General features: G+C 71.5%; 21 protein-coding genes. 14 read left to right on the forward strand and 7 right to left on the reverse strand.

Annotated elements, in window-relative coordinates:
- The 9 genes from ACIQTP_RS07860 to ACIQTP_RS07900 all read left to right on the forward strand — a co-directional run bounded on the left by ACIQTP_RS07860 (position 1) and on the right by ACIQTP_RS07900 (position 12,427).
- The gene (locus ACIQTP_RS07860) at positions 1-762 is read left to right on the forward strand and encodes an amino acid ABC transporter ATP-binding protein (RefSeq protein ID WP_403397407.1); all 762 of its coding nucleotides are present in this window, start codon (positions 1-3) and stop codon (positions 760-762) included.
- A 51-nt stretch (positions 763-813) separates the two neighbouring features.
- On the forward strand, positions 814-1,893 hold the full coding sequence (locus ACIQTP_RS07865) for an LLM class flavin-dependent oxidoreductase (RefSeq protein WP_403397409.1): 1,080 nt from the start codon (positions 814-816) through the stop codon (positions 1,891-1,893).
- Positions 1,890-3,188: an NtaA/DmoA family FMN-dependent monooxygenase gene (locus ACIQTP_RS07870; protein ID WP_403397411.1), complete on the forward strand. Its 1,299-nt coding sequence runs from the start codon at positions 1,890-1,892 to the stop codon at positions 3,186-3,188. Before ACIQTP_RS07865 ends, ACIQTP_RS07870 begins: the two co-directional genes overlap by 4 nt.
- Before the next feature lie 4 nt (positions 3,189-3,192).
- A complete protein-coding gene (locus ACIQTP_RS07875; RefSeq protein ID WP_403397414.1) occupies positions 3,193-4,023 on the forward strand; it encodes a DUF1684 domain-containing protein in 831 nt (276 codons plus the stop codon).
- A 293-nt stretch (positions 4,024-4,316) separates the two neighbouring features.
- On the forward strand, positions 4,317-5,216 hold the full coding sequence (locus ACIQTP_RS07880; RefSeq protein ID WP_403397416.1) for a S1 family peptidase: 900 nt from the start codon (positions 4,317-4,319) through the stop codon (positions 5,214-5,216).
- Between the two features lie 217 nt (positions 5,217-5,433).
- Positions 5,434-6,351, forward strand: coding sequence for a slipin family protein (locus ACIQTP_RS07885; protein ID WP_403398123.1), 918 nt, complete (start codon positions 5,434-5,436; stop codon positions 6,349-6,351).
- Positions 6,352-6,597: 246 nt separating this feature from the next.
- A complete protein-coding gene (locus tag ACIQTP_RS07890) occupies positions 6,598-7,680 on the forward strand; it encodes a S1 family peptidase (protein WP_403397418.1) in 1,083 nt (360 codons plus the stop codon).
- Positions 7,681-7,871: 191 nt separating this feature from the next.
- On the forward strand, positions 7,872-11,456 hold the full coding sequence (locus tag ACIQTP_RS07895; RefSeq protein WP_403397420.1) for a DNA polymerase III subunit alpha: 3,585 nt from the start codon (positions 7,872-7,874) through the stop codon (positions 11,454-11,456).
- Positions 11,453-12,427: a DNA polymerase thumb domain-containing protein gene (locus tag ACIQTP_RS07900; protein ID WP_403397422.1), complete on the forward strand. Its 975-nt coding sequence runs from the start codon at positions 11,453-11,455 to the stop codon at positions 12,425-12,427. Before ACIQTP_RS07895 ends, ACIQTP_RS07900 begins: the two co-directional genes overlap by 4 nt.
- A gap of 17 nt (positions 12,428-12,444) precedes the next feature.
- On the opposite strand, the gene ACIQTP_RS07905 is transcribed toward ACIQTP_RS07900, so the two are convergent.
- Positions 12,445-12,819, reverse strand: coding sequence for a cupin domain-containing protein (locus ACIQTP_RS07905; protein WP_403397424.1), 375 nt, complete (start codon positions 12,817-12,819; stop codon positions 12,445-12,447).
- A 93-nt stretch (positions 12,820-12,912) separates the two neighbouring features.
- Here ACIQTP_RS07905 and ACIQTP_RS07910 point away from each other — a divergent pair, with 93 nt between their 5' ends.
- Entirely contained in the window at positions 12,913-13,356 is a 444-nt protein-coding gene (locus tag ACIQTP_RS07910) for a MarR family winged helix-turn-helix transcriptional regulator (RefSeq protein ID WP_403397426.1), read from the forward strand.
- Between the two features lie 183 nt (positions 13,357-13,539).
- Positions 13,540-14,397: an esterase/lipase family protein gene (locus ACIQTP_RS07915; protein WP_403397428.1), complete on the forward strand. Its 858-nt coding sequence runs from the start codon at positions 13,540-13,542 to the stop codon at positions 14,395-14,397.
- A 122-nt stretch (positions 14,398-14,519) separates the two neighbouring features.
- Here the strand turns inward: ACIQTP_RS07915 and ACIQTP_RS07920 are convergent, their stop codons facing one another.
- Positions 14,520-15,557 (reverse strand): lytic polysaccharide monooxygenase, encoded by a 1,038-nt coding sequence (locus ACIQTP_RS07920; protein WP_403397430.1) that lies wholly within the window; start codon positions 15,555-15,557, stop codon positions 14,520-14,522.
- Positions 15,558-15,726: 169 nt separating this feature from the next.
- On the opposite strand from ACIQTP_RS07920, the gene ACIQTP_RS07925 reads away from it, so the two are divergent.
- Positions 15,727-16,188 (forward strand): GNAT family N-acetyltransferase, encoded by a 462-nt coding sequence (locus ACIQTP_RS07925; RefSeq protein ID WP_403397432.1) that lies wholly within the window; start codon positions 15,727-15,729, stop codon positions 16,186-16,188.
- Between the two features lie 52 nt (positions 16,189-16,240).
- On the opposite strand, the gene ACIQTP_RS07930 is transcribed toward ACIQTP_RS07925, so the two are convergent.
- Complete coding sequence (locus ACIQTP_RS07930; RefSeq protein WP_402044068.1) at positions 16,241-16,375, reverse strand: hypothetical protein; 135 nt, start codon at positions 16,373-16,375, stop codon at positions 16,241-16,243.
- Positions 16,376-16,572: 197 nt separating this feature from the next.
- Between ACIQTP_RS07930 and ACIQTP_RS07935 the strand changes: the two genes are divergently transcribed.
- On the forward strand, positions 16,573-17,211 hold the full coding sequence (locus ACIQTP_RS07935; RefSeq protein ID WP_403397434.1) for a class I SAM-dependent methyltransferase: 639 nt from the start codon (positions 16,573-16,575) through the stop codon (positions 17,209-17,211).
- Positions 17,212-17,286: 75 nt separating this feature from the next.
- Here the strand turns inward: ACIQTP_RS07935 and ACIQTP_RS07940 are convergent, their stop codons facing one another.
- Positions 17,287-17,787 (reverse strand): DUF402 domain-containing protein, encoded by a 501-nt coding sequence (locus ACIQTP_RS07940; RefSeq protein ID WP_403397437.1) that lies wholly within the window; start codon positions 17,785-17,787, stop codon positions 17,287-17,289.
- Positions 17,768-18,697 carry a GNAT family N-acetyltransferase gene (locus tag ACIQTP_RS07945; protein WP_403397439.1) on the reverse strand — a complete coding sequence of 310 codons (930 nt, stop codon included), beginning with the start codon at positions 18,695-18,697 and terminating at the stop codon, positions 17,768-17,770. Before ACIQTP_RS07945 ends, ACIQTP_RS07940 begins: the two co-directional genes overlap by 20 nt.
- A 71-nt stretch (positions 18,698-18,768) precedes the next feature.
- Here ACIQTP_RS07945 and ACIQTP_RS07950 point away from each other — a divergent pair, with 71 nt between their 5' ends.
- The gene (locus tag ACIQTP_RS07950; RefSeq protein WP_403397441.1) at positions 18,769-19,137 is read left to right on the forward strand and encodes a GntR family transcriptional regulator; all 369 of its coding nucleotides are present in this window, start codon (positions 18,769-18,771) and stop codon (positions 19,135-19,137) included.
- On the opposite strand, the gene ACIQTP_RS07955 is transcribed toward ACIQTP_RS07950, so the two are convergent.
- Together ACIQTP_RS07955 and ACIQTP_RS07960 are read right to left on the reverse strand one after the other, a co-directional pair.
- Positions 19,134-19,898, reverse strand: coding sequence for a DUF72 domain-containing protein (locus ACIQTP_RS07955; protein WP_403397443.1), 765 nt, complete (start codon positions 19,896-19,898; stop codon positions 19,134-19,136). The genes ACIQTP_RS07950 and ACIQTP_RS07955 overlap by 4 nt on opposite strands.
- Before the next feature lie 35 nt (positions 19,899-19,933).
- Complete coding sequence (locus tag ACIQTP_RS07960; RefSeq protein WP_168490266.1) at positions 19,934-21,028, reverse strand: DUF5925 domain-containing protein; 1,095 nt, start codon at positions 21,026-21,028, stop codon at positions 19,934-19,936.
- Between the last annotated feature and the right edge of the window lie 136 nt (positions 21,029-21,164).

The following is a 21,164-nucleotide window of genomic DNA, read 5'->3' on the forward strand; positions in this document are numbered from 1 at the left end:
ATGACCGTCATGGTCGACATCAGGTCCGTGCACAAGAGCTTCGGGCCACTGGAAGTGCTCAAGGGCATCGACCTCACGGTGCGCAGCGGCGACGTCACCGTGATCCTCGGCCCGTCCGGCTCCGGCAAGTCCACGCTGCTGCGCACCATCAACCACCTGGAGAAGGTGGACCGGGGCCGGATCAGCGTCGACGGCTCGCTGGTCGGCTACCGACGCTCCGGCGACAAGCTGTACGAGCTGCGCGAGCGCGAGATCCTGAGGCAGCGCACCCGGATCGGGTTCGTCTTCCAGAACTTCAACCTCTTCCCGCACCTCACCGTGCTGGACAACGTCGTCGAGGCCCCGGTCTCCGCGCTCAAGCGCCCGCGCAAGGACGCCGTCGAGGCGGCGCGGGCGCTGCTCGACCGGGTGGGGCTCGCCGACAAGGCCGACGCCTACCCGAAGCGGCTCTCCGGCGGCCAGCAGCAACGCGTCGCCATCGCCCGCGCGCTCGCCCTGGAGCCGAAGCTGCTGCTCTTCGACGAGCCGACCTCGGCGCTCGACCCCGAGCTGGTCGGCGAAGTCCTCGACGTCATCAAGGACCTGGCCCACCAGGGCACCACGATGATCGTCGTCACGCACGAGATCGGGTTCGCCCGGGAGGTCGCCGACACCGTCGTCTTCATGGACGACGGGCGGATCGTCGAACAGGGCGCCCCCGCCGACGTGCTCGACCGGCCGCGGCACGAACGGACGCGGTCGTTCCTGTCCAAGGTTCTTTGATCCCTCTCCAGGGGGCTCTGATCGGATTACCGGAGAAAGGTTTCACCCGATATGACCGCACCGCACGGCCGGGGGCTGCTGCACCTGGCCGCCGCCCTCGAACAACAGGCGGCCTTCGACGCCGCCTCGTACGTCGGGCCGGCGCAGCTCGCGGAGCGTGGCGGGCTCGACTTCGTGACGCTCGGCGACACCTTCGCGCGCCCCGGGCCCGACGCGCTCGCCGTGCTCTCCCGTGTCGCGCCCGCCACCCGCCGGATCGGTCTGGTGCCGACCGTGACCACCACCCACACCGAGCCCTTCCACGTCCAGGCGGCCGTGGCGACCCTCGACTGGGTCAGCCGCGGCCGGGCCGGCTGGCAGCTCGACGTGTCGACCACCGAGGGCGAGGCCCGTCTCTTCGGCCGCAGGCACGCCGCACCCACCGACGCGTTGTGGCGGGAGGCCGGCGAGATCGCCGAGGTGGCCGCCCGGCTCTGGGACAGCTGGGAGGACGACGCCGAGATACGTGACGAGGCCACCGGCCGTTTCATCGACCGGGACAAGCTGCACCACGTCGACTTCCAGGGCGCCACCTTCTTCGTGAAGGGCCCCTCGATCGTGCCGCGGCCCCCGCAGGGCCATCCCGTCCGGGTCGTCGACGCCACCGAGGGGCCCGCCCGGCGGGTCGCCGCCCGGTACGCCGACGTGGCGCTCGTCCGGGTCGTGGGACCCGCGCAGGCCCGGGCCGTACGGACCGAACTCCGGGACGCCGCTGCCGAGTTCGGCCGTAACCCCGACACCCTGCGGGTCCTCGGCTCGCTCGTCGTCGACCTCGGCGACGGGGAGCGCGCGGCCGAGCCGGGCCATGGCGGTGGCGGTCCCCGGCAGACCGCGCAGGGGCCGCTGTACCGGGGCGGCCCGGTCGACCTGGCCGAGCTCATCGCCGCCTGGCACGCGTCCGAGGCCGTCGACGGCTTCCACCTCACCCCGGTCGAGCCGCGCCGTGACCTGGAGCGGCTCGTCAACGGAACGGTGGCGCTGCTCCAGCACCGCGGTCTGTTCCGCACCTTCTATCCGGGCAGCACGCTCAGGGAGCACCTGGGACTGGCCCGGCCAGCCAACCAGTACGCCGTGACAGGGGGAGCGTCATGACCGTACGCAAGCGCATGCGTCTGGCGGCGCACTTCCCGGGCGTCAACAGCACCACCGTCTGGACCGACCCGCGCTCGAAGTCCCAGATCGACTTCGCCTCCTTCGAACATCTCGCCCGCACCGCCGAACGCGGCCTGTTCGACTTCTTCTTCCTCGCCGAGGGGCTTCGGCTGCGCGAACACCAGGGACGCATCCACGACCTGGACGTCGTGGGGCGACCGGAGTCGATCACCGTCCTCAACGCGCTCGCCGCCGTCACCGAACGGCTCGGGCTCGCCGCCACGGTCAACGCGACCTTCAACGAGCCCTACGAACTCGCCCGCAGACTGGCCACGCTCGACCACCTCAGCGGGGGCCGGGCCGCCTGGAACGTGGTCACCTCCTCCGACGCCTTCACCGGGGAGAACTTCCGCCGCGGCGGCTTCCTCGACCGCGCCGACCGGTATGCGCGCGCCGCCGAATTCCTCGCCACGGCACGAGAGCTGTGGGACTCCTGGACGCCGGAAGGCGTGGCGCGCCCCTTCGCGCACCAGGGGCGGCACTTCGACATCGCGGGGGAGTTCGGGCTGCCGCGCTCACCGCAGGGACAGCCCGTCGTCATCCAGGCCGGGGACTCGGACGAGGGCCGGGAGTTCGCCGCGTCCACGGCGGACGTGGTCTTCACCCGGCACGGGACGCTGGAAGCCGGCCGGGAGTTCTACGCCGATGTGAAGGGGCGGCTCGCGACGTACGGGCGGTCGCCCGAGGACCTGAAGATCATGCCCGGTGTCACCGTCGTGCTCGGTGACACCGCGGCGGACGCGCGGGAGCGGGCCGCCGAGATCCGCCGCCGGCAGGTCTCCCCGCAGAACGCGCTCCTCGCCCTGGAGCGGATCTGGGGCGTCGACCTCTCCGCGTACGACCCCGACGGGCCCCTGCCCGACATCGACCCGGAGCCGGAGCCGGCCCTCGCGCGGGGACGGGCGCGCGTCGCCGACCCCCTCGCGGTGGCGGAGAAGTGGCGGGCGCTGTCGCGGGCGAAGGGGCTGTCCATCCGGCAGACCGTGATCGAGGCGTCCGGGCGGCAGTCCTTCATCGGCACGCCGGAGGCGGTCGCCGCCGAACTCGACGAGTTCGTGACGGCCGACGCCGCCGACGGCTTCATCCTCGTCCCCCAGCTGACCCCGGGCGGACTGGAGGAGTTCGTGGACCGGGTGGTCCCGCTGCTCCAGGAGCGGGACGCCTTCCGCACGGAATACACGGGCACGACGCTGCGCTCACACCTCGGGTTGCCGGAACCCGTATGGAAGGGTTGATCACATGACGAAAGACGCATCCGCAGACGCATCTGACGGGACATCCGCAGACGTGTTCGACGGCGCATCCGAGGGCTGGGAGCGGTGGCACGAGCGCCGCGTCGAGACGGTGTCCGCCCCCTACGGCCCGTTGGCGCTCACCGGCACGCACTGGCTGGAGGACTATCCGGACGGGCGACTTCCGGACATCCCCGGGCTGTGGACCGACCAGGAGGACGGGGTCCTGCTGACGGCCGCCCCCGAGGACGGTCTGAGCCTGGACGGAAAGCCCTTCACCGGCGAGGTCCGGCTCGACGCCGACCTCGGGTCGGCGGCCGAGGCCCGGGTCGGGCTGGGCGAGCGCCGTTTCGTCGTTCTGGTGCGTGAAGGGATCTGGGGCGTACGCGATTTCGATCCCGCCTCCGAAGGGCGCACGGCCTTCAAGGGTGTCGAGGCGACGCCGTACGACCCGCGCTGGTCGGTGCCGGGGCACTTCACACCGTACGGCGAGAGCCGCACCGTACGCGTGGAGAACGCGGACGGGGTCGCCCGCGGTCTGGGGCTCGGCGGCATCCTCGCCTTCACCCTGGACGGCGAGGACCTCACGCTTCAGGTGTCGGTGGAGAGCGACGGCTCGCTGTGGGCCGTGTTCGCCGACACCACCAGCGGGGACACCAGCTACCGCTTCCGGTTCCTGCGCCCCGCGGCACCCGACGCCGAGGGGCGTACGACGGTGGACTTCAACCGGGCCGTGCTCCCGCCGTGCGCGTTCGCCGACCACTTCATCTGCCCCTTCCCGCCGCCCGGGAACACCCTGGGCGTGGCCGTCCCGGCGGGGGAGCGCACGCTGCTCTGACGGTTCACTCCACCGATCACTCCTCCGAGCCCTCCAGGCGCTTCGAGTGCCCGACGATCCACACGCAATCCGCACACCCGAGTCTGGGAAGATCAACTACCGCTGGTGGTACGTAAGTTGAACGCTGCACGGCCGAAAGGCGCCCTTGCGCCGGTCGGCCGTGCGGCCGAATACTCCCCCACAGCGCTTGTCAGGAGCACGGCTTGTCCGGAATCCGGTCAGGCGGCTCCCGGCTGCGCCTCACGGGCCCCGACCCCACGCGGGCCCCCTACTTCCCTCGGGAGGAACGACAAGTGAGGATCAAGCGCACCACCCCCCGCAGCGGTATAGCGAGACGGACCCGGCTGATCGCCGTGACCACCGGACTCCTGGCCGCCGCAGCGTTCTCCGTCCCCACCGCGAACGCATCCGACGTCCAGACGTTCAGCGCCACCCAGCTGAGCACGGTGAACAAGTCGGTACTCAAGTCCGACATCGCGGGAACCGCCTGGGCGGTCGACGCCAAGACGAACCGCGTCGTCGTCACCGTCGACAGCACGGTCTCCAAGGCCGAGATCGCGAAGATCAAGAAGGACGCGGGCGGCAACGCCGCGGCCATCACGATCAAGCACACCCCGGGCAAGTTCAGGAAGCTGATCACCGGCGGCGACGCCATCTACGGCGGTTCCTACCGCTGCTCGCTCGGCTTCAACGTGCACAGCGGGAGCACCTACTACTTCCTGACCGCCGGCCACTGCGGTCAGGTCGCCTCCACGTGGTACTCCAACTCGGGTCACACCACCACGCTGGGCACGAACGTCAGCTACAGTTTCCCGACCAACGACTTCGCGCTGGTGCGCTACACCAACACCTCGATCGCCCACCCGAGCGCGGTCGGCAGCCAGACCATCAGCAGCGCCGCCACGCCCAGCGTGGGCACGACCGTCTACCGTCGCGGCTCGACCACCGGCACACACAGCGGCCGGGTCACCGCGCTGAACGCCACGGTCAACTACGGCAGCGGCGACGTGGTCTACCAGATGATCCAGACCACGGTCTGCGCCGAGGGCGGCGACAGCGGCGGCCCGCTCTACGGTGGTTCCGTCGCCTACGGTCTGACCTCCGGCGGCAGTGGTGACTGCACCTCCGGCGGTACGACCTTCTTCCAGCCGGTCACCGAGGCGCTGAGCTACTACGGCGTGAGCGTCGGCTGACCGACGGTCCCCCGTAACACCCCCCGCTCTCGGCTGCGCTCGAGCGGGGGACCCCCATTCCGGACCTGCAGCCAGCAGCAGGCGAGCCCCCGCACGCAACTGTCGTGCGGGGGCTCGCCCTTGCTCGGGTGACGGAGTTACCGTCGAAGTACACGCCGGGTACGCGCCTGATGCGGTACTTGCCCGATGCGCCCACTTCGGACCCTGGGGGGCCGTGATGGTCGAGGAACTGGTGGCGGCGGGAGTCTCCGTCGCATCCGTGGGGATCGTCTACGCGATGGCCGGGGCCCGTGTCGTCAAACAGTACGAACGCGGTGTGGTGTTGCGCCTCGGCCGGCTGCGCTCGGACGTGCGCGGGCCCGGGTTCACCATGGTGGTGCCCTTCGTCGACAAACTGCGTAAGGTCAACATGCAGATCGTGACGATGCCGGTGCCCGCGCAGGAGGGCATCACGCGGGACAACGTCACGGTGCGGGTCGACGCGGTCGTCTACTTCAAGGTGGTCGACGCGGCCGACGCGGTCATCCAGGTCGAGGACTACCAGTTCGCGGTCTCGCAGATGGCGCAGACCTCGCTGCGCTCGATCATCGGCAAGAGCGACCTGGATGATCTGCTCTCCAACCGGGAGAAGCTCAACCAGGGCCTGGAGCTGATGATCGACAGCCCTGCCATGGGCTGGGGTGTGCAGATCGACCGGGTCGAGATCAAGGACGTGTCGCTGCCGGAGACGATGAAGCGGTCGATGGCCCGGCAGGCCGAGGCCGACCGTGAACGGCGCGCGCGGGTCATCAACGCGGACGCCGAGCTCCAGGCGTCGAAGAAGCTGGCGGAGGCCGCCGGGGTGATGTCCGAACAGCCCGCCGCGCTCCAACTGCGGCTGCTGCAGACCGTGGTGGCGGTCGCCGCCGAGAAGAACTCCACCCTCGTCCTCCCCTTCCCGGTGGAACTGCTGCGGTTCCTGGAACGGGCGCAGCAGCCGGCCGCCCCGGCGCCCGAGCCGGCGCGGCCGTCGACCGGGCAGTCGGTGCGGGAATCGGTGGAGCAACCGGTGGAGCAACCGGTGCAGGAGCAACCGTCTTCCCTCACACCCCCGTTGGGATCAGACCCTGAAGAGTCGAAAACCAGACAGGACTAGACCTCACGGGCTGCACATACGTCACTCGCGCTCGGTGTTTGCACTGCGAACGCACAGGGTGCGATCACACAGGGTCAAGGTGCCGGGGGCGTACACCCGTTGCTGTGCGCGCGTCCTGAAGTCGACCTTGTGAGCCACCTGTGGGTCTCGGAATAGTGGGCGCCCGTACGCCTTTCGATTCCGCATACCTTCCGGCCCCGGAGGTCCCCACGACCTCCCGGGCCGCCCCCCACAGGAGGACGCGAAGTGAAGCACCGACGTATATCCGGGCGGCGCGCAGCCGTGGCAGGCGCGAGTGTCGCCGCCCTGGTCGCCGCGGGAGTCACCTTCCAGACTGCGAACGCGAGCGAGACGCGGAAGAGCGCGGCGCCCCGGCCGCTCTCGATCACGGCGGCCGGAAAGCTCGCCTCGACGCTCGGCAAGGACCTGGGTCCCGACGCGGCGGGAACGTATTACGACGCGAAGGCCGGGCACCTCGTCGTCAACGTGCTCGACCAGGCCGCGGCGCGCGTCGTCGAGGCGGCCGGCGCCCAGGCCAGAATCGTCGAGAACTCCCTCGCCGAACTGACGAGCGCCCGTAGCACCCTCAAGAAGGACGCGACCATCCCCGGCACGTCCTGGGCGACCGACCCGGGGACCAACAAGGTCGTCGTCACCGCCGACCGCACGGTCGGGGGCGCGACCCTCGCCCGGCTGACCAAGGTCGTCGACGGTCTCGGTGCCAAGGCCGAACTCCAGCGCACGAAGGGGGAGTTCAAGACCTTCATCGCGGGCGGCGACGCGATCACCGGCTCCGGCGGGCGCTGCTCGCTCGGCTTCAACGTGGTCAAGGGCGGCCAGCCGTACTTCATCACCGCCGGGCACTGCACCCGGGCGATCTCCACCTGGTCGGACTCCAGTGGCAAGGAGATCGGCACGAACGAGCAGTCCAGCTTCCCCGGCAACGACTTCGGTCTGGTCAAGTACACCTCGACCGTCGACCACCCGAGCGAGGTCGATCTCTACAACGGCTCCGCGCAGCCCATCACCCAGGCGGGTGCGGCGACCGTCGGGCAGTCGGTGACGCGCAGCGGTTCGACGACCCAGGTGCACAGCGGCACGGTCACCGGCCTGGACGCCACCGTGAACTACGGCAACGGCGACATCGTCGACGGACTCATCCAGACCGACGTCTGCGCCGAGCCCGGTGACAGCGGCGGCTCGCTCTTCTCGGGTTCCACGGCCATCGGCCTCACCTCGGGCGGCAGCGGCGACTGCACCTCGGGCGGCGAGACCTTCTTCCAGCCGGTCACCGAGGCGCTGTCGGCCTTCGGCGCCCAGATCGGCTGACGCGATCCGTCCTGCCTGCTCAGGGCCGGGTGGACCGGTGTTTGCGCAGGTGGGACGGGCTCGAACGGATGTCGCACACTTGTTCGGAAATTGGTCTATGGTGGGGGTGAGGTCATTGGGAACGAATGTTCGAGAGTCTGGTGAGAGGGCCCTCGAACACGAACGGATACGGACGGGTACGGGAGGTGCGTGTGCCGGGGTTCACGCATCTGCACACCGTCTCCGGGTTCTCCCTGCGGTACGGGGCCTCGCACCCGGAGCGGCTGGCCGAGCGTGCCTCGGAGCGAGGCATGGACGCCCTCGCGCTCACCGACCGGGACAGCCTCGCGGGCGCGGTCCGGTTCGCCAAGGCCTGCGCCAAGGCGGGTGTCCGTCCCCTGTTCGGGGCTGATCTCGCGGTCGAGGCTCCCGCCCGAGAGGCGAGAGCTTCCGCGCGGACGGCGGGGGCCCTCGCCAGGGCGGCCGGGGCCTCCGCGCCGACGGGCGGGGCTTTTGCCCGAGCGGCCGGGGAGCTCGCGCGAGGGAACGGGGAGCCCGTACGAGGGGAGCGGCGCCGCGCCCCGGTCCGTGGCGGTGCCTTCATCGACGAGTCGACTCCCCGGGTGACCTTCCTCGCCCGGGACGGCGCGGCCGGCTGGGCCGACCTCTGCAGAATCGTCACGGCGGCGCATGCGGGCGGCGGTCCCGACAGCGGCCCGGGGCGGCAGCCCCTGCTGCTCCGGCCGGACAACCACGCCGAAGGCCTGACCGTACTGCTCGGCCCCGCCTCCGATGTCGGCCGCGCACTCGCCGCGGGGCGCCCCGACCGCGCCGCGAAGCTGCTCGTGCCCTGGCGGGAGATCTACGGCGACGCCCTGCGCCTCGAAGCCGTCTGGCACGGCCGTGCGGGCACCGGGCCGGGGTCCCTGCGGCTCGCCGCCCGCACCGTCGGCTTCGCCGCCGAACAGCGGGTGCGCCCCGTGCTCAGCAACGCCGTCCGGTACGCCGACCCGGGCCTCGGTCCGGTCGCCGACGTCCTGGACGCCGCCCGTCGCCTCGTCCCCGTCGACCCCCGGCGCGAGCTGGACTCCGGCGAGGCCTGGCTCAAGGGCGAGGCCGCCATGCTGGGCGCCGCCGAACGGATCGTCGAGGCCGCGGGCTACCGCCGTGACACCGCGTACCGTCTGCTCGAACAGACCCAGGCCACCGCCGCCGAGTGCCTCGTCGATCCCGAGGACGACCTCGGCATCGGCACCGTCCACTTCCCCGAGCCGCATCTCGTCGGCGCGGGCCGGCGCACCGCCCAGCGCGTCCTGGCCTCCCGGGCGGCGGCGGGCATGGTGCTGCGCGGCTACGACCGCAGGCGGGACTACTGGGAACGGATGCACCGCGAGCTGGACATCATCGCCCACCACGACTTCGCCTCCTACTTCCTGACGGTCGCCCAGGTCGTGGACGACGTACGGAAGATGGGCATCCGGGTCGCCGCGCGCGGTTCCGGCGCCGGCTCCCTTGTCAACCACCTCCTCGGCATCGCGCACGCCGACCCGGTCGAGCACGGGCTGCTGATGGAGCGCTTCCTGTCCAAGCGCCGCTCGGTGCTGCCCGACATCGACATCGACGTGGAGTCCGCGCGCCGGCTGGAGGTCTACCGCGCGATCATCGACCGGTTCGGCACCGAGCGGGTCGCGACCGTCTCGATGCCCGAGACCTACCGGGTCCGGCACGCCGTCCGCGATGTGGGCGCCGCGCTCTCCATGGACCCGGCCGACATCGACCGGATCGCCAAGTCCTTCCCGCACATCCGCGCCCGCGACGCCCGCACGGCGATGGACGAGCTGCCCGAACTGCGGGAGCTGGCGAGGGAGGTTCAGCGGGAAGGCGAGAAGTTCGGTCGGCTGTGGGAGCTGGTCGAGTCCCTCGACGCCCTCCCGCGCGGCATCGCCATGCACCCCTGCGGGGTGCTCCTCTCCGACGCCTCCCTGCTCGCCCGTACGCCGGTCGTGCCGACCAGTGGCGAGGGTTTCCCCATGTCGCAGTTCGACAAGGAGGACGTCGAGGACCTCGGGCTGCTCAAGCTCGATGTGCTGGGCGTGCGGATGCAGTCCGCGATGGCGCACGCGGTGGCCGAGGTGCAGCGGGCCACGGGGGACCGGCCGGACATCGACGCGGTGGCGCCGGGCGACCCGGCGACCTATCGGCTCATCCAGTCCGCCGAGACGTTGGGCTGCTTCCAGATCGAGTCGCCCGGACAGCGCGACCTGGTCGGACGGCTGCAGCCCGCGACCTTCCACGACCTCGTCGTCGACATCTCGCTCTTCCGGCCGGGACCGGTCGCCGCCGACATGGTGCGGCCGTTCATCGAGGCGCGGCACGGGCGGGCGCCGATCCGCTACCCGCACCCGGACCTGGAGGGACCGCTGAAGGAGACGTACGGCGTCGTGGTCTTCCATGAGCAGATCATCGACATCGTCGACATCATGACCGGCTGCGGACGTGACGAGGCGGACCGGGTGCGGCGCGGGCTGTCCGACCCCGAGTCGCAGGGGCGGATCCGGTTCTGGTTCGCGCAGAACGCGGCGGCCAAGGGGTATGACGCCGAGACCATCGCGCGGACCTGGGAGATCGTCGAGGCCTTCGGGTCGTACGGCTTCTGCAAGGCGCACGCGGTCGCCTTCGCCGTACCGACGTACCAGTCGGCGTGGCTGAAGGCCCATCACCCGGCCGCTTTCTACGCCGGGCTGCTCACGCACGACCCCGGGATGTATCCGAAGCGGCTGCTGCTGGCGGACGCGCGGCGGCGGGGGGTGCCGGTCCTGCCGTTGGACGTGAACCGGTCGGCGGTCGCCCATCGTATCGAACTGGTGTCTGAATCGGCTGGCTCTGTCGGCCGCTGGGGTGTCCGCCTCGCCCTCTCCGACGTGCACGGCATCAGCGAGGCCGAGGCGGCGCGGATCGCGGACGGACAGCCGTACGCCTCCCTGCTCGACTTCTGGGAGCGAGGCCGGCCGAGCAGGCCGCTCGCACAGCGGCTCGCGCAGGTCGGCGCGCTGGACGCGTTCGGCGCCAACCGGCGTGATCTGCAACTGCACCTGACCGAACTGCACCGGGGGTCCCGGGGTGCGGGCGGCGGCCAACTCCCGCTGGCAGGTGGGCGGAAGACCGCCTCCGCCGGGCTGCCCGACCTCTCCTCGGCGGAGCGGCTCAGTGCCGAACTGGGCGTGTTGTCGATGGACGCCTCGCGCAATCTGATGGACGACCACCGGGAGTTCCTGGAAGAGCTGGGCGTGGTGACGGCACGCCGGCTGCGGGAGGCGCGGCACGGAGAGACGGTCCTGGTCGCGGGCGCCAAGGCGGCCACCCAGACCCCGCCGATCCGCTCCGGCAAACGCGTCATCTTCACCACCCTGGACGACGGCACCGGCCTGGTCGACCTCGCCTTCTTCGACGACTCGCACGACGCCTGCGCCCACACCGTCTTCCACTCCTGGTTGCTGCTGGTGCGCGGAGTGGTGCAGCGCCGGGGCCCGCGCAGCCTCAGCGTGGTGGGCGCGGCGGCCTGGAACCTCGCCGAACTGGTCGAGCTGCGCGCCGAGGGCGGCCTCGACGTGGTGGCGGCGCGGCTGGCGGAGCCGGTACCGGAGCCCCTGCCGGAGGGGGAGGGCGCGAAGGAGAGCCGGAAGATCCGGATGCCCACGGGGTACGAGATGCACCCCTGGGCCGATCTGCGTCCCGCGGGCGAAGGGCCCGCGGGGGGAAAGAAGTTGTGGCACCAGAGTCCGGGGAGTGCGGGATGACCATCCTCTGCGTACGTTTCCAGCTGCCTCCGATGTACGAGGCCGCCCTGCCGGGGCTCCTCGGGTTGTTGGAGGAGTTCACGCCCGTCATCGAGGCGTTGCCGCCCGACCGCGCGCTGGTCGATCTGCGGGGCGCCGAACGGTATTTCGGGCGGACCGCCGTGGAGTTCGCCTCGCTGATCCGGGTGCGGGCACTCGCCCGGTACGGGGTCGACTGCGCGATCGGCGCCGGACCCGGGCCGATGCTCGCGCGGATGGCGCTTCGGGAGGCCGCGCCCGGGGTGACCCGGGTGGTGCCCGGGGAGCCGGACGCCGTCGCGGAGTTCCTCGCCGAGCGGCCCGTCGCCGCGCTGCCCGGGGTCGGCGGCGCCACCGCCCGCACCCTGTGCGAGTACGGCCTCGACACCATCGGCAAGGTCGCCGCCGCGCCCCTGTCCACGCTCCAGCGCCTGACCAGTGCCCGGACCGGCCGCGAACTGCACGAGAAGGCGTCCGGCATCGACCGCGGCCGGGTCGTCCCGAACGCCGCCTCGCGCTCTCTTGCCACCGAACGCCCCTTCTCCCGCGACGAGTTGGACCCGTCCCTGCACCGCCGCGCGCTGCTCTCCGCCACGGAGGAACTGGGTACCCGGCTGCGCGCCCTGGAGAAGGTCTGCCGCACCCTGACTCTCACCGTCCGCTACGCCGACCGCTCCTCGACCACCCGCAGTCGCACCCTCAAGGAACCCACCGCCCACTCCTCGGCGCTCACCGCCACCGCGTACGGCCTGTACGAGGCACTCGGCCTCCAGCGCGCCCGGGTCCGCGCGATCGGCCTGCGAGCCGAGGGCCTCACCCTCGCCGAGCAGGCCTCCCACCAGCTCACCTTCGACCCGGTGGACGAGAAGGTCCGCCGCATCGAGGAGGCCGCCGACCGCGCGCGAGCGAAGTTCGGCCCGCAGGCGGTGATGCCGGGCACGCTGGCGGCGTAACTCCTCTCAGGCCTGTGTCAGTTGGCCCACGGAGGGGCGATGCGGGTGCCGTCGGACAGCTCCGCCGTCAGGCCGATGGGCGTGGTGACCCAGGTGATCACGGTCCGGTCGGTCGGGTTCTCGACGCCGAAGGCCGCCCCGGGGTTGATGATCAGCGTGTCGCCCGCGGTGACCCGCTCGGTGCGTCCGTCGAGTGTGATCACCAGCTCGCCCTCGAGGATGTGGAGGATCTCCTCGCGGCTGACGGTGTGCAGGGGCGCCTTGGTGCCGGCGGGGATCTCGCCCCGCCAGGCGCACAGTTCCTTGCTGCCGGCGCGGGGGCCGGCGTGCGAGACGAAGCGGGCGCCGTGCATCTCGTGGACGACGGCATCGGACGGGTGGATGACGGGCATGGCTGCCTCCTGAGCAAGTGGTCAAGTAGCTTGACTATATGGACTCATGGTCAAGCTACTTGACCAATCCGTCAAGGGTGTTTCAATGCACCCGTGGAGAACTCCGAGGCCATGGCCCTGACCGCCGCCCTGCTCGCCGCCGCGGGCGACCTGACGCGGCGCATCAACGACGGCGTCGAGGCCCGCGGCTTCGAGGGGCGGCCCGCGTACGGCTTCGCGTTCACCCGGCTCGCCCCGGACGGTGCGACGGTCACCGACCTCGCGACCCACCTGGGGATGACCAAACAGGCCGCAAGCCAGCTCGTCGACGAGCTCGTGCGCAAGGGATACGCCGAGCGGCGCCCATATCCCGGCGACGCGCGCGCCCGGCTCGTCGTGCTGACCGAACGCGGCTGGGCCTGCACCCGAGCGGCGGAGGAGGCGGCCGCCGATGCCGTGGGGGCCTGGGTCGAACTGCTCGGTGAGGGTGAAGTGCGCGTGTTGCGCGACCACTTGGCGCGCATCGCGCCCTATGGTCCTATCAGGCCCGCCTGGTGACGGTTCGTCAGGTATTGGCTGATGACCGAGACGGACGCTGTTTGTCGCCGGAAGTTTTTTACTGACGCGTAACTTCACACCTGAGCTACTCGCCCGTAACTTGACGAGTGAACAGCATCCTCGTGATCCGGATCACAGGGCGTACGTCGCCGCAACTCCCTTGAGCCGCAAGGAGATCACCCGATGCTGCCCTGGAAGCGCCTGCTCAGACCCCTCACCGCACTGCTGCTGACCGCCGTGGTCGCCGTGGTCCCCGCCGCCACCGCCCACGCCGCCGCGCCGAGCAGTGGCTGGAACGACTACTCCTGCAAGCCCTCCGCCGCCCATCCCCGCCCCATCGTCCTCGTACACGGCACCTTCGCCAACTCGGTCGACAACTGGCTGGCCTTCGCGCCCTACCTGGTGGACCGCGGGTACTGCGTCTTCTCCCTCGACTACGGGCAACTGCCCGGCGTCCCCCTCTTCAACGCCCTCGGGCCCATCGACAAGTCGGCCGGACAGCTTCAGGTATTCGTCGACAAGGTGCTCGCCGCGACCGGCGCGGCCAAGGCCGATCTCGTCGGCCACTCGCAGGGCGGCCTGATGCCCCGCTACTACCTCAAGTTCCTCGGCGGAGCCGCCAAGGTGAACACCTTCGTCGGTATCGCGCCCGACAACCACGGCACCACCCTCGACGGCTTCACCAACCTGCTGCCGTACTTCCCGGGCGCCGAGGACCTGCTGTCCGCGGCCACGCCCGCGCTCGCCGACCAGATCGTCGGCTCCGCCTTCCTGACCAAGCTCAACGCCGACGGCGACACCGTCCCGGGCGTGCACTACACGGTGATCGCCACCAAGTACGACGAGGTGGTCACGCCGTACCGCTCGCAGTTCCTCACCGGATCCGACGTGCACAACGTGCTGCTGCAGGACCTGTGCCCGGTCGACCTCTCCGAGCACGCCGCGATCGGCCTCCTCGACCGGATCGCCTTCCACGAGGCGGCCAACGCCCTCGACCCGGCACACGCCACCCCCACGAACTGCGCCTCCGTGTTCAGCTGACCGCCCCGGCCGGGGCCTGTCCGACCTGAGCCGCCGGACAGGCCCCGGAGTACACCGGGACCTAGTGCCGCAACAGGCAACGTTCGCCCCGTCGCGACGGGCAAACGTTGCCTGCCGCGGCACTAGCGACCGCGACCGCGCCGGACGTCGCTCGTCGCGCGGCGGCGGACCGAGGAGAACAGCGCCGCCGCGCCCAGCGCCAGCGCGCTCGCCCCGCCGATCGCGAGATAGGGGCTGGAGGAGTCACCGCCGGTCTCGGCGAGGTGCCGCTCCGAGACACCCGCGGCCTCGGGCCGGGCGTCGGAGCCGCCGGGAGCGGCGTCGGAGGGGTTCGTGCCGGCCGCCGGAGCGGCCGTGCCGTCGTGGTGGTCGTGCCGCACCGTCGACTTGTCGGCACCATCGGCTATCTGCCGCTCGGAGGGCGCGGAAGCGGTGGGTGCCGGGGCGGTCGGCGCGAGGGTCGTCGATGCGGGGGCGGCACTGCTTCCCGTACTGCCGCCGCCGGAACCGGCGTTGCCGGAACCCCCGCCGCCGAAGGTGACGTCCGAGCAGGAGTAGAACGCCTCCGGGCTGTCCGAGCGCTGCCAGATCGCGTAGAGGAGCTGCCTGCCCGAGCGCTGCGGCAGCGTGCCGGAGAAGGTGTAGTAGCCGTTCGTCGCGGCCGGGTCGGTCTTCGTGGCGACCGGGTGCGCCAGGTCCAGGTCGGCCCAGGCCAACGGCTTGGACGGGTCGTAACCCGCCTTGGTGATGTAGACCTCGAAGGTGCCCTTGTGCGGGGCCGTCACCCGGTACTCGAAGGTGTACGCGCCGCCGCTCACGCTCGTCGTCGGCCAGTCGGTGCGGGCCAGGTCCAGGCCCTTGAACTCGTCGTTGCCCGCGCTGCACAGCTTCCCATCGGGGATGAGCCGCTGGTGTCCGCCGTTCGCGTCGCCGATCCGGATGCCGTTCCAGTCGTACAGCGCCTGGGGGCCGCCGGCCGCGAGGGCCGCCTTGCAGGCGCCGGACCTCGGGCTCTCGGGATTCTCCGCGTAGCACTGGAAGACCCGGCTGACCGGGTCGCCCATCGTGCCGTGCGCGGCGGCGGGCGCCGCGGCGAGCGCGGTCAGGGCGACCGGGGCGACACCGACGGCGACCGCGACGGCGTTGCGGCGAGCGGGCATGGGGGGCTCCTCGGAACGGTCCTTCGGGTGAACGGCGGACCCGTGGGGGGTGATCAGCAAGCTAGCCCGAAGAAACCGCGAAATCGCCTGTTGGAGGCGGGTGCGGGAGATCCTTATGGTCGGCTTAAGGGAGTGCTGAGCCTGCGCTCAGGTAGGTACCGTCTCGGCCATGACAGATGCCCCGAACGAACCGGAGATCCGCCCGGCCGTCGCCGCCGACGTGGCGGCGGTGAAGGCGGTGACCGACGCCGCGTACCACCACTACATCGAGCGCATCGGGGTGGTGCCGAAGCCCATGGAGGCGGACCACGCGGCGAACGTGGCCGCGGGGCGGGTGTTCGTCACGGGAGAGCCCGTGAGGGGCCTCGTGGTGATCGAGGCGCGCGAGGACCATCTCTTCCTCGACAGCATCGCCGTCCACCCCGACGCCCATGGCGAGGGCGTCGGGCGACGGCTGCTGGCGTTCGTGGACGCACACGCGCGTGCGCTCGGGCTGTCCGAGGTCAGGCTCTACACGAACGCGATGATGTGGGAGAACCAGAAGATCTACCCGAAGTACGGGTACGAGGTCGTGGAGCGCCGCGTGGACGGCCGGTACGACCGGATCCACTACCGCAAGCGGCTCGGCTGACGGTTTCCGTGCCTGGGCGGGTCTCAGCGCCGGGGCGCGCGGCCCGGGCCGCTCACTCGTCCGGCCACCACGTGCGGTGGATGTCCTTGCGGACCTCCGGGCGCTCGGCCGGACGCTCGTCGGCCGCGTCCCGCACTCGGCGGGACTCCGACTTCCTCAGGGGCTTCTGCACGGTCACACGGCGCATGGCTGCCTCCTTGTGCCTACCGGGATCCGCGGTTGTGCGGAGGTAGACCCTTTCCGGGAGAGTTGCTCATCAGTCCGGATCTGTCTGTGGCGGCTGTCACGATTCGACTGTCAGTGGCGGGTGTCACCCTGGGGCACATGGCGGGTTACAGCGAAATGAATCCAGGTCAGAGTGGTGTCAAACCGTGTCCGAGCGAGGTGAGGCCGGAGCTCGGCGGCGCGGGCGGGGGTGCGGAGGCGGTGGCCGACGAGGACCGGGTGGACTGGGACGCCGAGGCCGACAGCTTCGACGACGAGCCGGACCACGGGCTGCGCGACGCCGCCGTGCGGGAGGCCTGGGCCCAGCGGCTGCGCGCCTGGCTGCCCGAGACCCCGTCCGACGTGCTCGACCTCGGCTGCGGCACCGGCAGCCTGGCGCTCCTCGCGGCCGAGCGGGGCCACCACGTCACCGGGATCGACCGCGCGCCGCGCATGGTCGACCTGGCCCGCGCCAAGCTCGCCGGACGTGACGCGGTGTTCCTCCTCGGTGACGCGACGGCACCGCCCGTCGGCGAGCAGCGGTTCGTCGTCGTGCTCGTCCGGCACGTCCTGTGGGCGCTGCCCGACCCCGGGCGCGTCCTGCGGCACTGGCGTGGGCTGCTGCGCCCCGGAGGGCGGCTCGTCCTGGTCGAGGGGGTGTGGGGGACGCTGAGCCCGGCCGGCATACCCGCCGACCGCTTGGCCGCCCTGCTGGAGCCCCTGACCTCGGACCTCCGAGTGGAGCGGCTGTCCGACGACGCGATGCTGTGGGGGCGCGAGGTGGCGGACGAGCGGTACGCGGTGGTGGCCCACGTCTGACCACCGGGTACTCGACGGTCGCCGAGCGGGTATCTGCCGGGTACCAGCCCCAGGCCCTGTCCTGCCGGACAGGGCCTAGCCGAGCAGCGCCTCGAAGTCGCCCTCGCGGGCCAGGAGTTCGAGCGCGTCGAGGGCGTTGAGCACGGCGGTCGCGGCCCGCGGATCGGTCGTCGCGAGGCCGCTCGCCGCGAACTCGTCCTCGTCCAGGCGCAGTACGTCCGTGCCGTCCGCGGAGCGCCACAGGTCCAGGTCGAGGTCCTCGACGACCAGTTCGCCGCCGGAGAGGGTGGCCGGGCGGGTGATGTCGCAGTACCAGCCCTTCCGTACGCCCTCGGCGTCCCGGACCTCCTTGACCGCGTACCAGCGGTCCCGCCAGTAGTACTCGGTGAAGACATCGCCCGGCTCGAACCGTACGAAGCCGAAGTCGCGGACGCCCTCGCCCGCCCACGGCGCGCGCACGGTGACGCGGGTGCCGTCGTCGGCGAGCAGCTCGGCGGGATAACGGATCTTCGTGCGGCCGGACTTGACGAGGACGACCTCCACGGTGCGGGGCGCGTCAGGCGAGTTCGCGGACATACCGCACCTCCGTCCCGCAGATCTCGTAGCCGAACCACTTGTTGATCGCGATCATCGGTCCGTTGCCGCTGTCGTTGCCCGTGAACGCCTCCGTGCATCCGGCGGCGCGGGCACGGTGCAGCGAGTCGTTCTTGGCGAGCTTGGCGAGGCCGCGACCGCGGAACGCGGCGGCGGTGCCCGTCATCACGGTGCCGTAGCGGGTGCCGCCGTCCGTGCGGGCCGCGCTGAACGCCGCCGGACGGCCGTCGACCAGCGCGACCGTGGTCAGTCCGGCGCTGAACAGGGGGTGGTGCCAGGTCTCCTGGAGCCAGGCCTGGTAGTCCGTGAACTCGTGCGGGATGTCACCGGGTTCGTCCGCCATCGTCTCCGCGTCCAGGGCGAACAGGGGACGCGGGTCGTCGGCGAAGTCCGAGCCCTTGCGCAGCTCGACGCCCGGCGGCGGGTCCTGGAGCGGCGGCAGGGTACCGCCCGCCAGGTCGAGGCGCAGGAAGTGGGCGGAGCGGCTCGCGTGGTAGCCGTGCTTCTCGGCGAACGCGCGGTTGCCCGGCTCGTCCAGGACCCAGGCGAAGAGCTTGGTCGCGCCCAGGGCCGCCAGGTGCTCCTCGGCGGTGCGCACCAGGAGCGAGCCCGCGCCCCGGCGGGTACGACCGGGGTCGACGTACACGTTGAGGTAGCCCTGATTCGGCTCCGCGCTGTCGTGCGCGATGCCGACCTGGGCCGTGCCGACCGGTTCGCCGTCCTGCTCCGCGAGCAGCGGGCGGTAGTGGGCGTCGGGGTGCGCGTGCGTGACGTCGTACGCGATGGAGTCGGGGGTGTACAGCACGAAGGGGAGGGCGCGGTTGCGGACGAGGGCGAAGCCCTCGGTGTGCCGCCGGTCGTCCGGGCGGACCTCGCTGATGATCACAGTCATGGAGTCGAACGCTACGCGCGAGGTGTGTTCGAGTGCCTCTCATTTTCCTTCCCGTACGGGACAATCGCTCCGTGACGTTGAAGATCCACATCGATGAGGGGGCCGCGCCGTACGAACAGGTGCGTGCCCAGGTCTCCGAGCAGGCGCGGTCCGGCGCGCTGCCGGTCGGCTACAAGCTGCCCACCGTGCGGGGGCTGGCCGAGGAGCTCGGTCTCGCCGCCAACACGGTCGCCAAGGCCTACCGGGCGCTGGAGTCGGACGGGGTGATCGAGACACGCGGCCGCAACGGGACGTTCGTCGCCGCCGCGGGCTCGGCGGCGGAGCGTGAAGCGGCGTCGGCCGCACAGGCGTATGCCGAGCGCGTGCACCGCCTCGGCCTCTCGGAGCCCGCCGCGCTGGACGCCGTACGGGATGCCCTGCGGGCGGCCTACGGGGACTAGGCCCTGTCGTCCGGCGTGCGGGTCACCGTCAGGCCCGTCGACCGTGCCGCGTGGGCGAAGGTCACCGAGTCGTGGATCGCCGCCGCGTTCGGGTCGTTGTTGAAGTACGCGTACACGTCGTGGTCGTCGGACCAGGCGTCCGTCACGCGCCGTACCCAGGTCGTCAGGGACTGACGGCCGTAGCGTGGCCACGGCCGGGCGCGGCCCTCGTGGAAGCGGACGTAGCCCCAGTCGGTGGTCCGCCACAGGGGTGTCACGGGGCGGGCCCGCACATCGGCCCAGCAGAGGGCGGCGCCCCGTGACTCCAGCACCTTGCGCACCTCCGGTGTCCACCAGGAGTCGTGGCGCGGTTCGACCGCGACCCGGACGCCGGCGGGGAAGCGGGCCAGGCACTCGTCGAGAAGGGCGGGGTCGGCGTGCAGCGTGGGCGGGAGCTGGAGCAGGACCGGGCCCAGGCGGTCGCCGAGCCCGGCGGCGTGGCCCAGCAGCCGGCCGACCGGCTCCGCCGGATCGCGCAGCCGTTTGATGTGCGTCAGATAGCGGCTCGCCTTGAGGGCGACGACGAAATCCGGCGGGGTGCGCTCCCGCCAGCTTTCGAAGGTCTCCCGCGACGGCAGCCGGTAGAACGCGTTGTTGATCTCGACCGTGGCGAACCGTGCCGCGTACTCCTCCAGCCACAGCCGCATCGGCACCCCGTCCGGGTACAGGACGCCGCGCCAGTCCTTGTACTGCCACCCCGACGTGCCGACGAACAGGGTCATACGACCATCAAAGCACCGCACGCAGTGCCGGGCAGCTACAGATACAGCCCCGCGTCCGCGCCCTCCCGCTGGTCCGGCACCGACGTCGGCGTCGTGCCCCGGCGCAGCGCGTACAGCTCGGCCAGGGTCGCGCCGTCACGGCCGACGCCCTCCTCCGTGCCCAGCCAGCTCACCGCCTCCGGGCGCGTCAGCGCGCCGACCTCGATCCGGGCGAGGCAGCGGCCGGGGCGGACCACGGCGGGGTGGAGGCGCTCGAGGTCCTCGTTGGTCGTGACGCCCACGAGCACGTTGCGGCCCTGGCCGAGGAGCCCGTCGGTGAGGTTGAGCAGCCGCGAGAGCGCCTGGCCCGCGGTGTGCTTGGCCTCGCCGCGGATCAGCTCGTCGCAGTCCTCCAGCAGGAGCAGCCGCCAGCGCCCCTTGCCCGTGCCGTCCTCCTCGCCGATCGCGATGTCCATCAGATAGCCGACGTCGGAGAAGAGCCGCTCCGGGTCGAGGACGCAGTCCACCTGGCACCAGTCGCGCCAGGAACGCGCCAGGGTGCGCAGGGCCGAGGTCTTGCCCGTGCCGGGCGGGCCGTGCAGCAGCAACAGCCGGCCCGCGATGTCCTCGGGCGTCGTCTTCATCAGCCGGTCCATGGCGTCCGCCACCGGCCCGGTGTAGTTCGGCCGCACCTCCTCCCACGTACCCGCGGAGATCTGCCGGGTGGTGCGGTGCGGGCCGCGGCGCGGGGAGACGTACCAGAACCCCATCGTCACGTTCTCCGGCTGGGGTTCGGGTTCGTCCGCCGCGCCGTCCGTCGCCTGGTCGAGGATCTTGGCGGCCAGTTCGGTGCTGGTCGCGGTGACCGTGACGTCGGCGCCACGGTTCCAGCGGGACACCAGCAGTGTCCAGCCGTCGCCCTCGGCGAGCGTGGCGCTGCGGTCGTCGTCGCGGGCCGAGCGCAGCACGCGGGCGCCCGGCGGGAGGAGCGTCGCCCCGGACCGTACGCGGTCGATGTTCGCCGCGTGCGAGTGCGGCTGCTCGCCCGTCGCGAAGCGGCCGAGGAACAGCGCGTCGACGACGTCCGACGGCGAGTCGCTGTCGTCGACGTTGAGCCGGATCGGCAGTGCGTCGTGTGGGTTGGCAGACATGCCGCCATGATCCGTCACGCGGGCGCCCCGTGCACCCGGTTTCCGCGGTGCGTCCTGTGTGTCGGCTGTGTCGGTCAGTGTCCCCTCCGTCCTGTTACACGGCTGTGGTCGTACAAGACCTGTCCCACGGCCGATC

The organism is Streptomyces sp. NPDC090798, from assembly GCF_044768965.1.
Classification (GTDB): Bacteria; Actinomycetota; Actinomycetes; order Streptomycetales; family Streptomycetaceae; genus Streptomyces.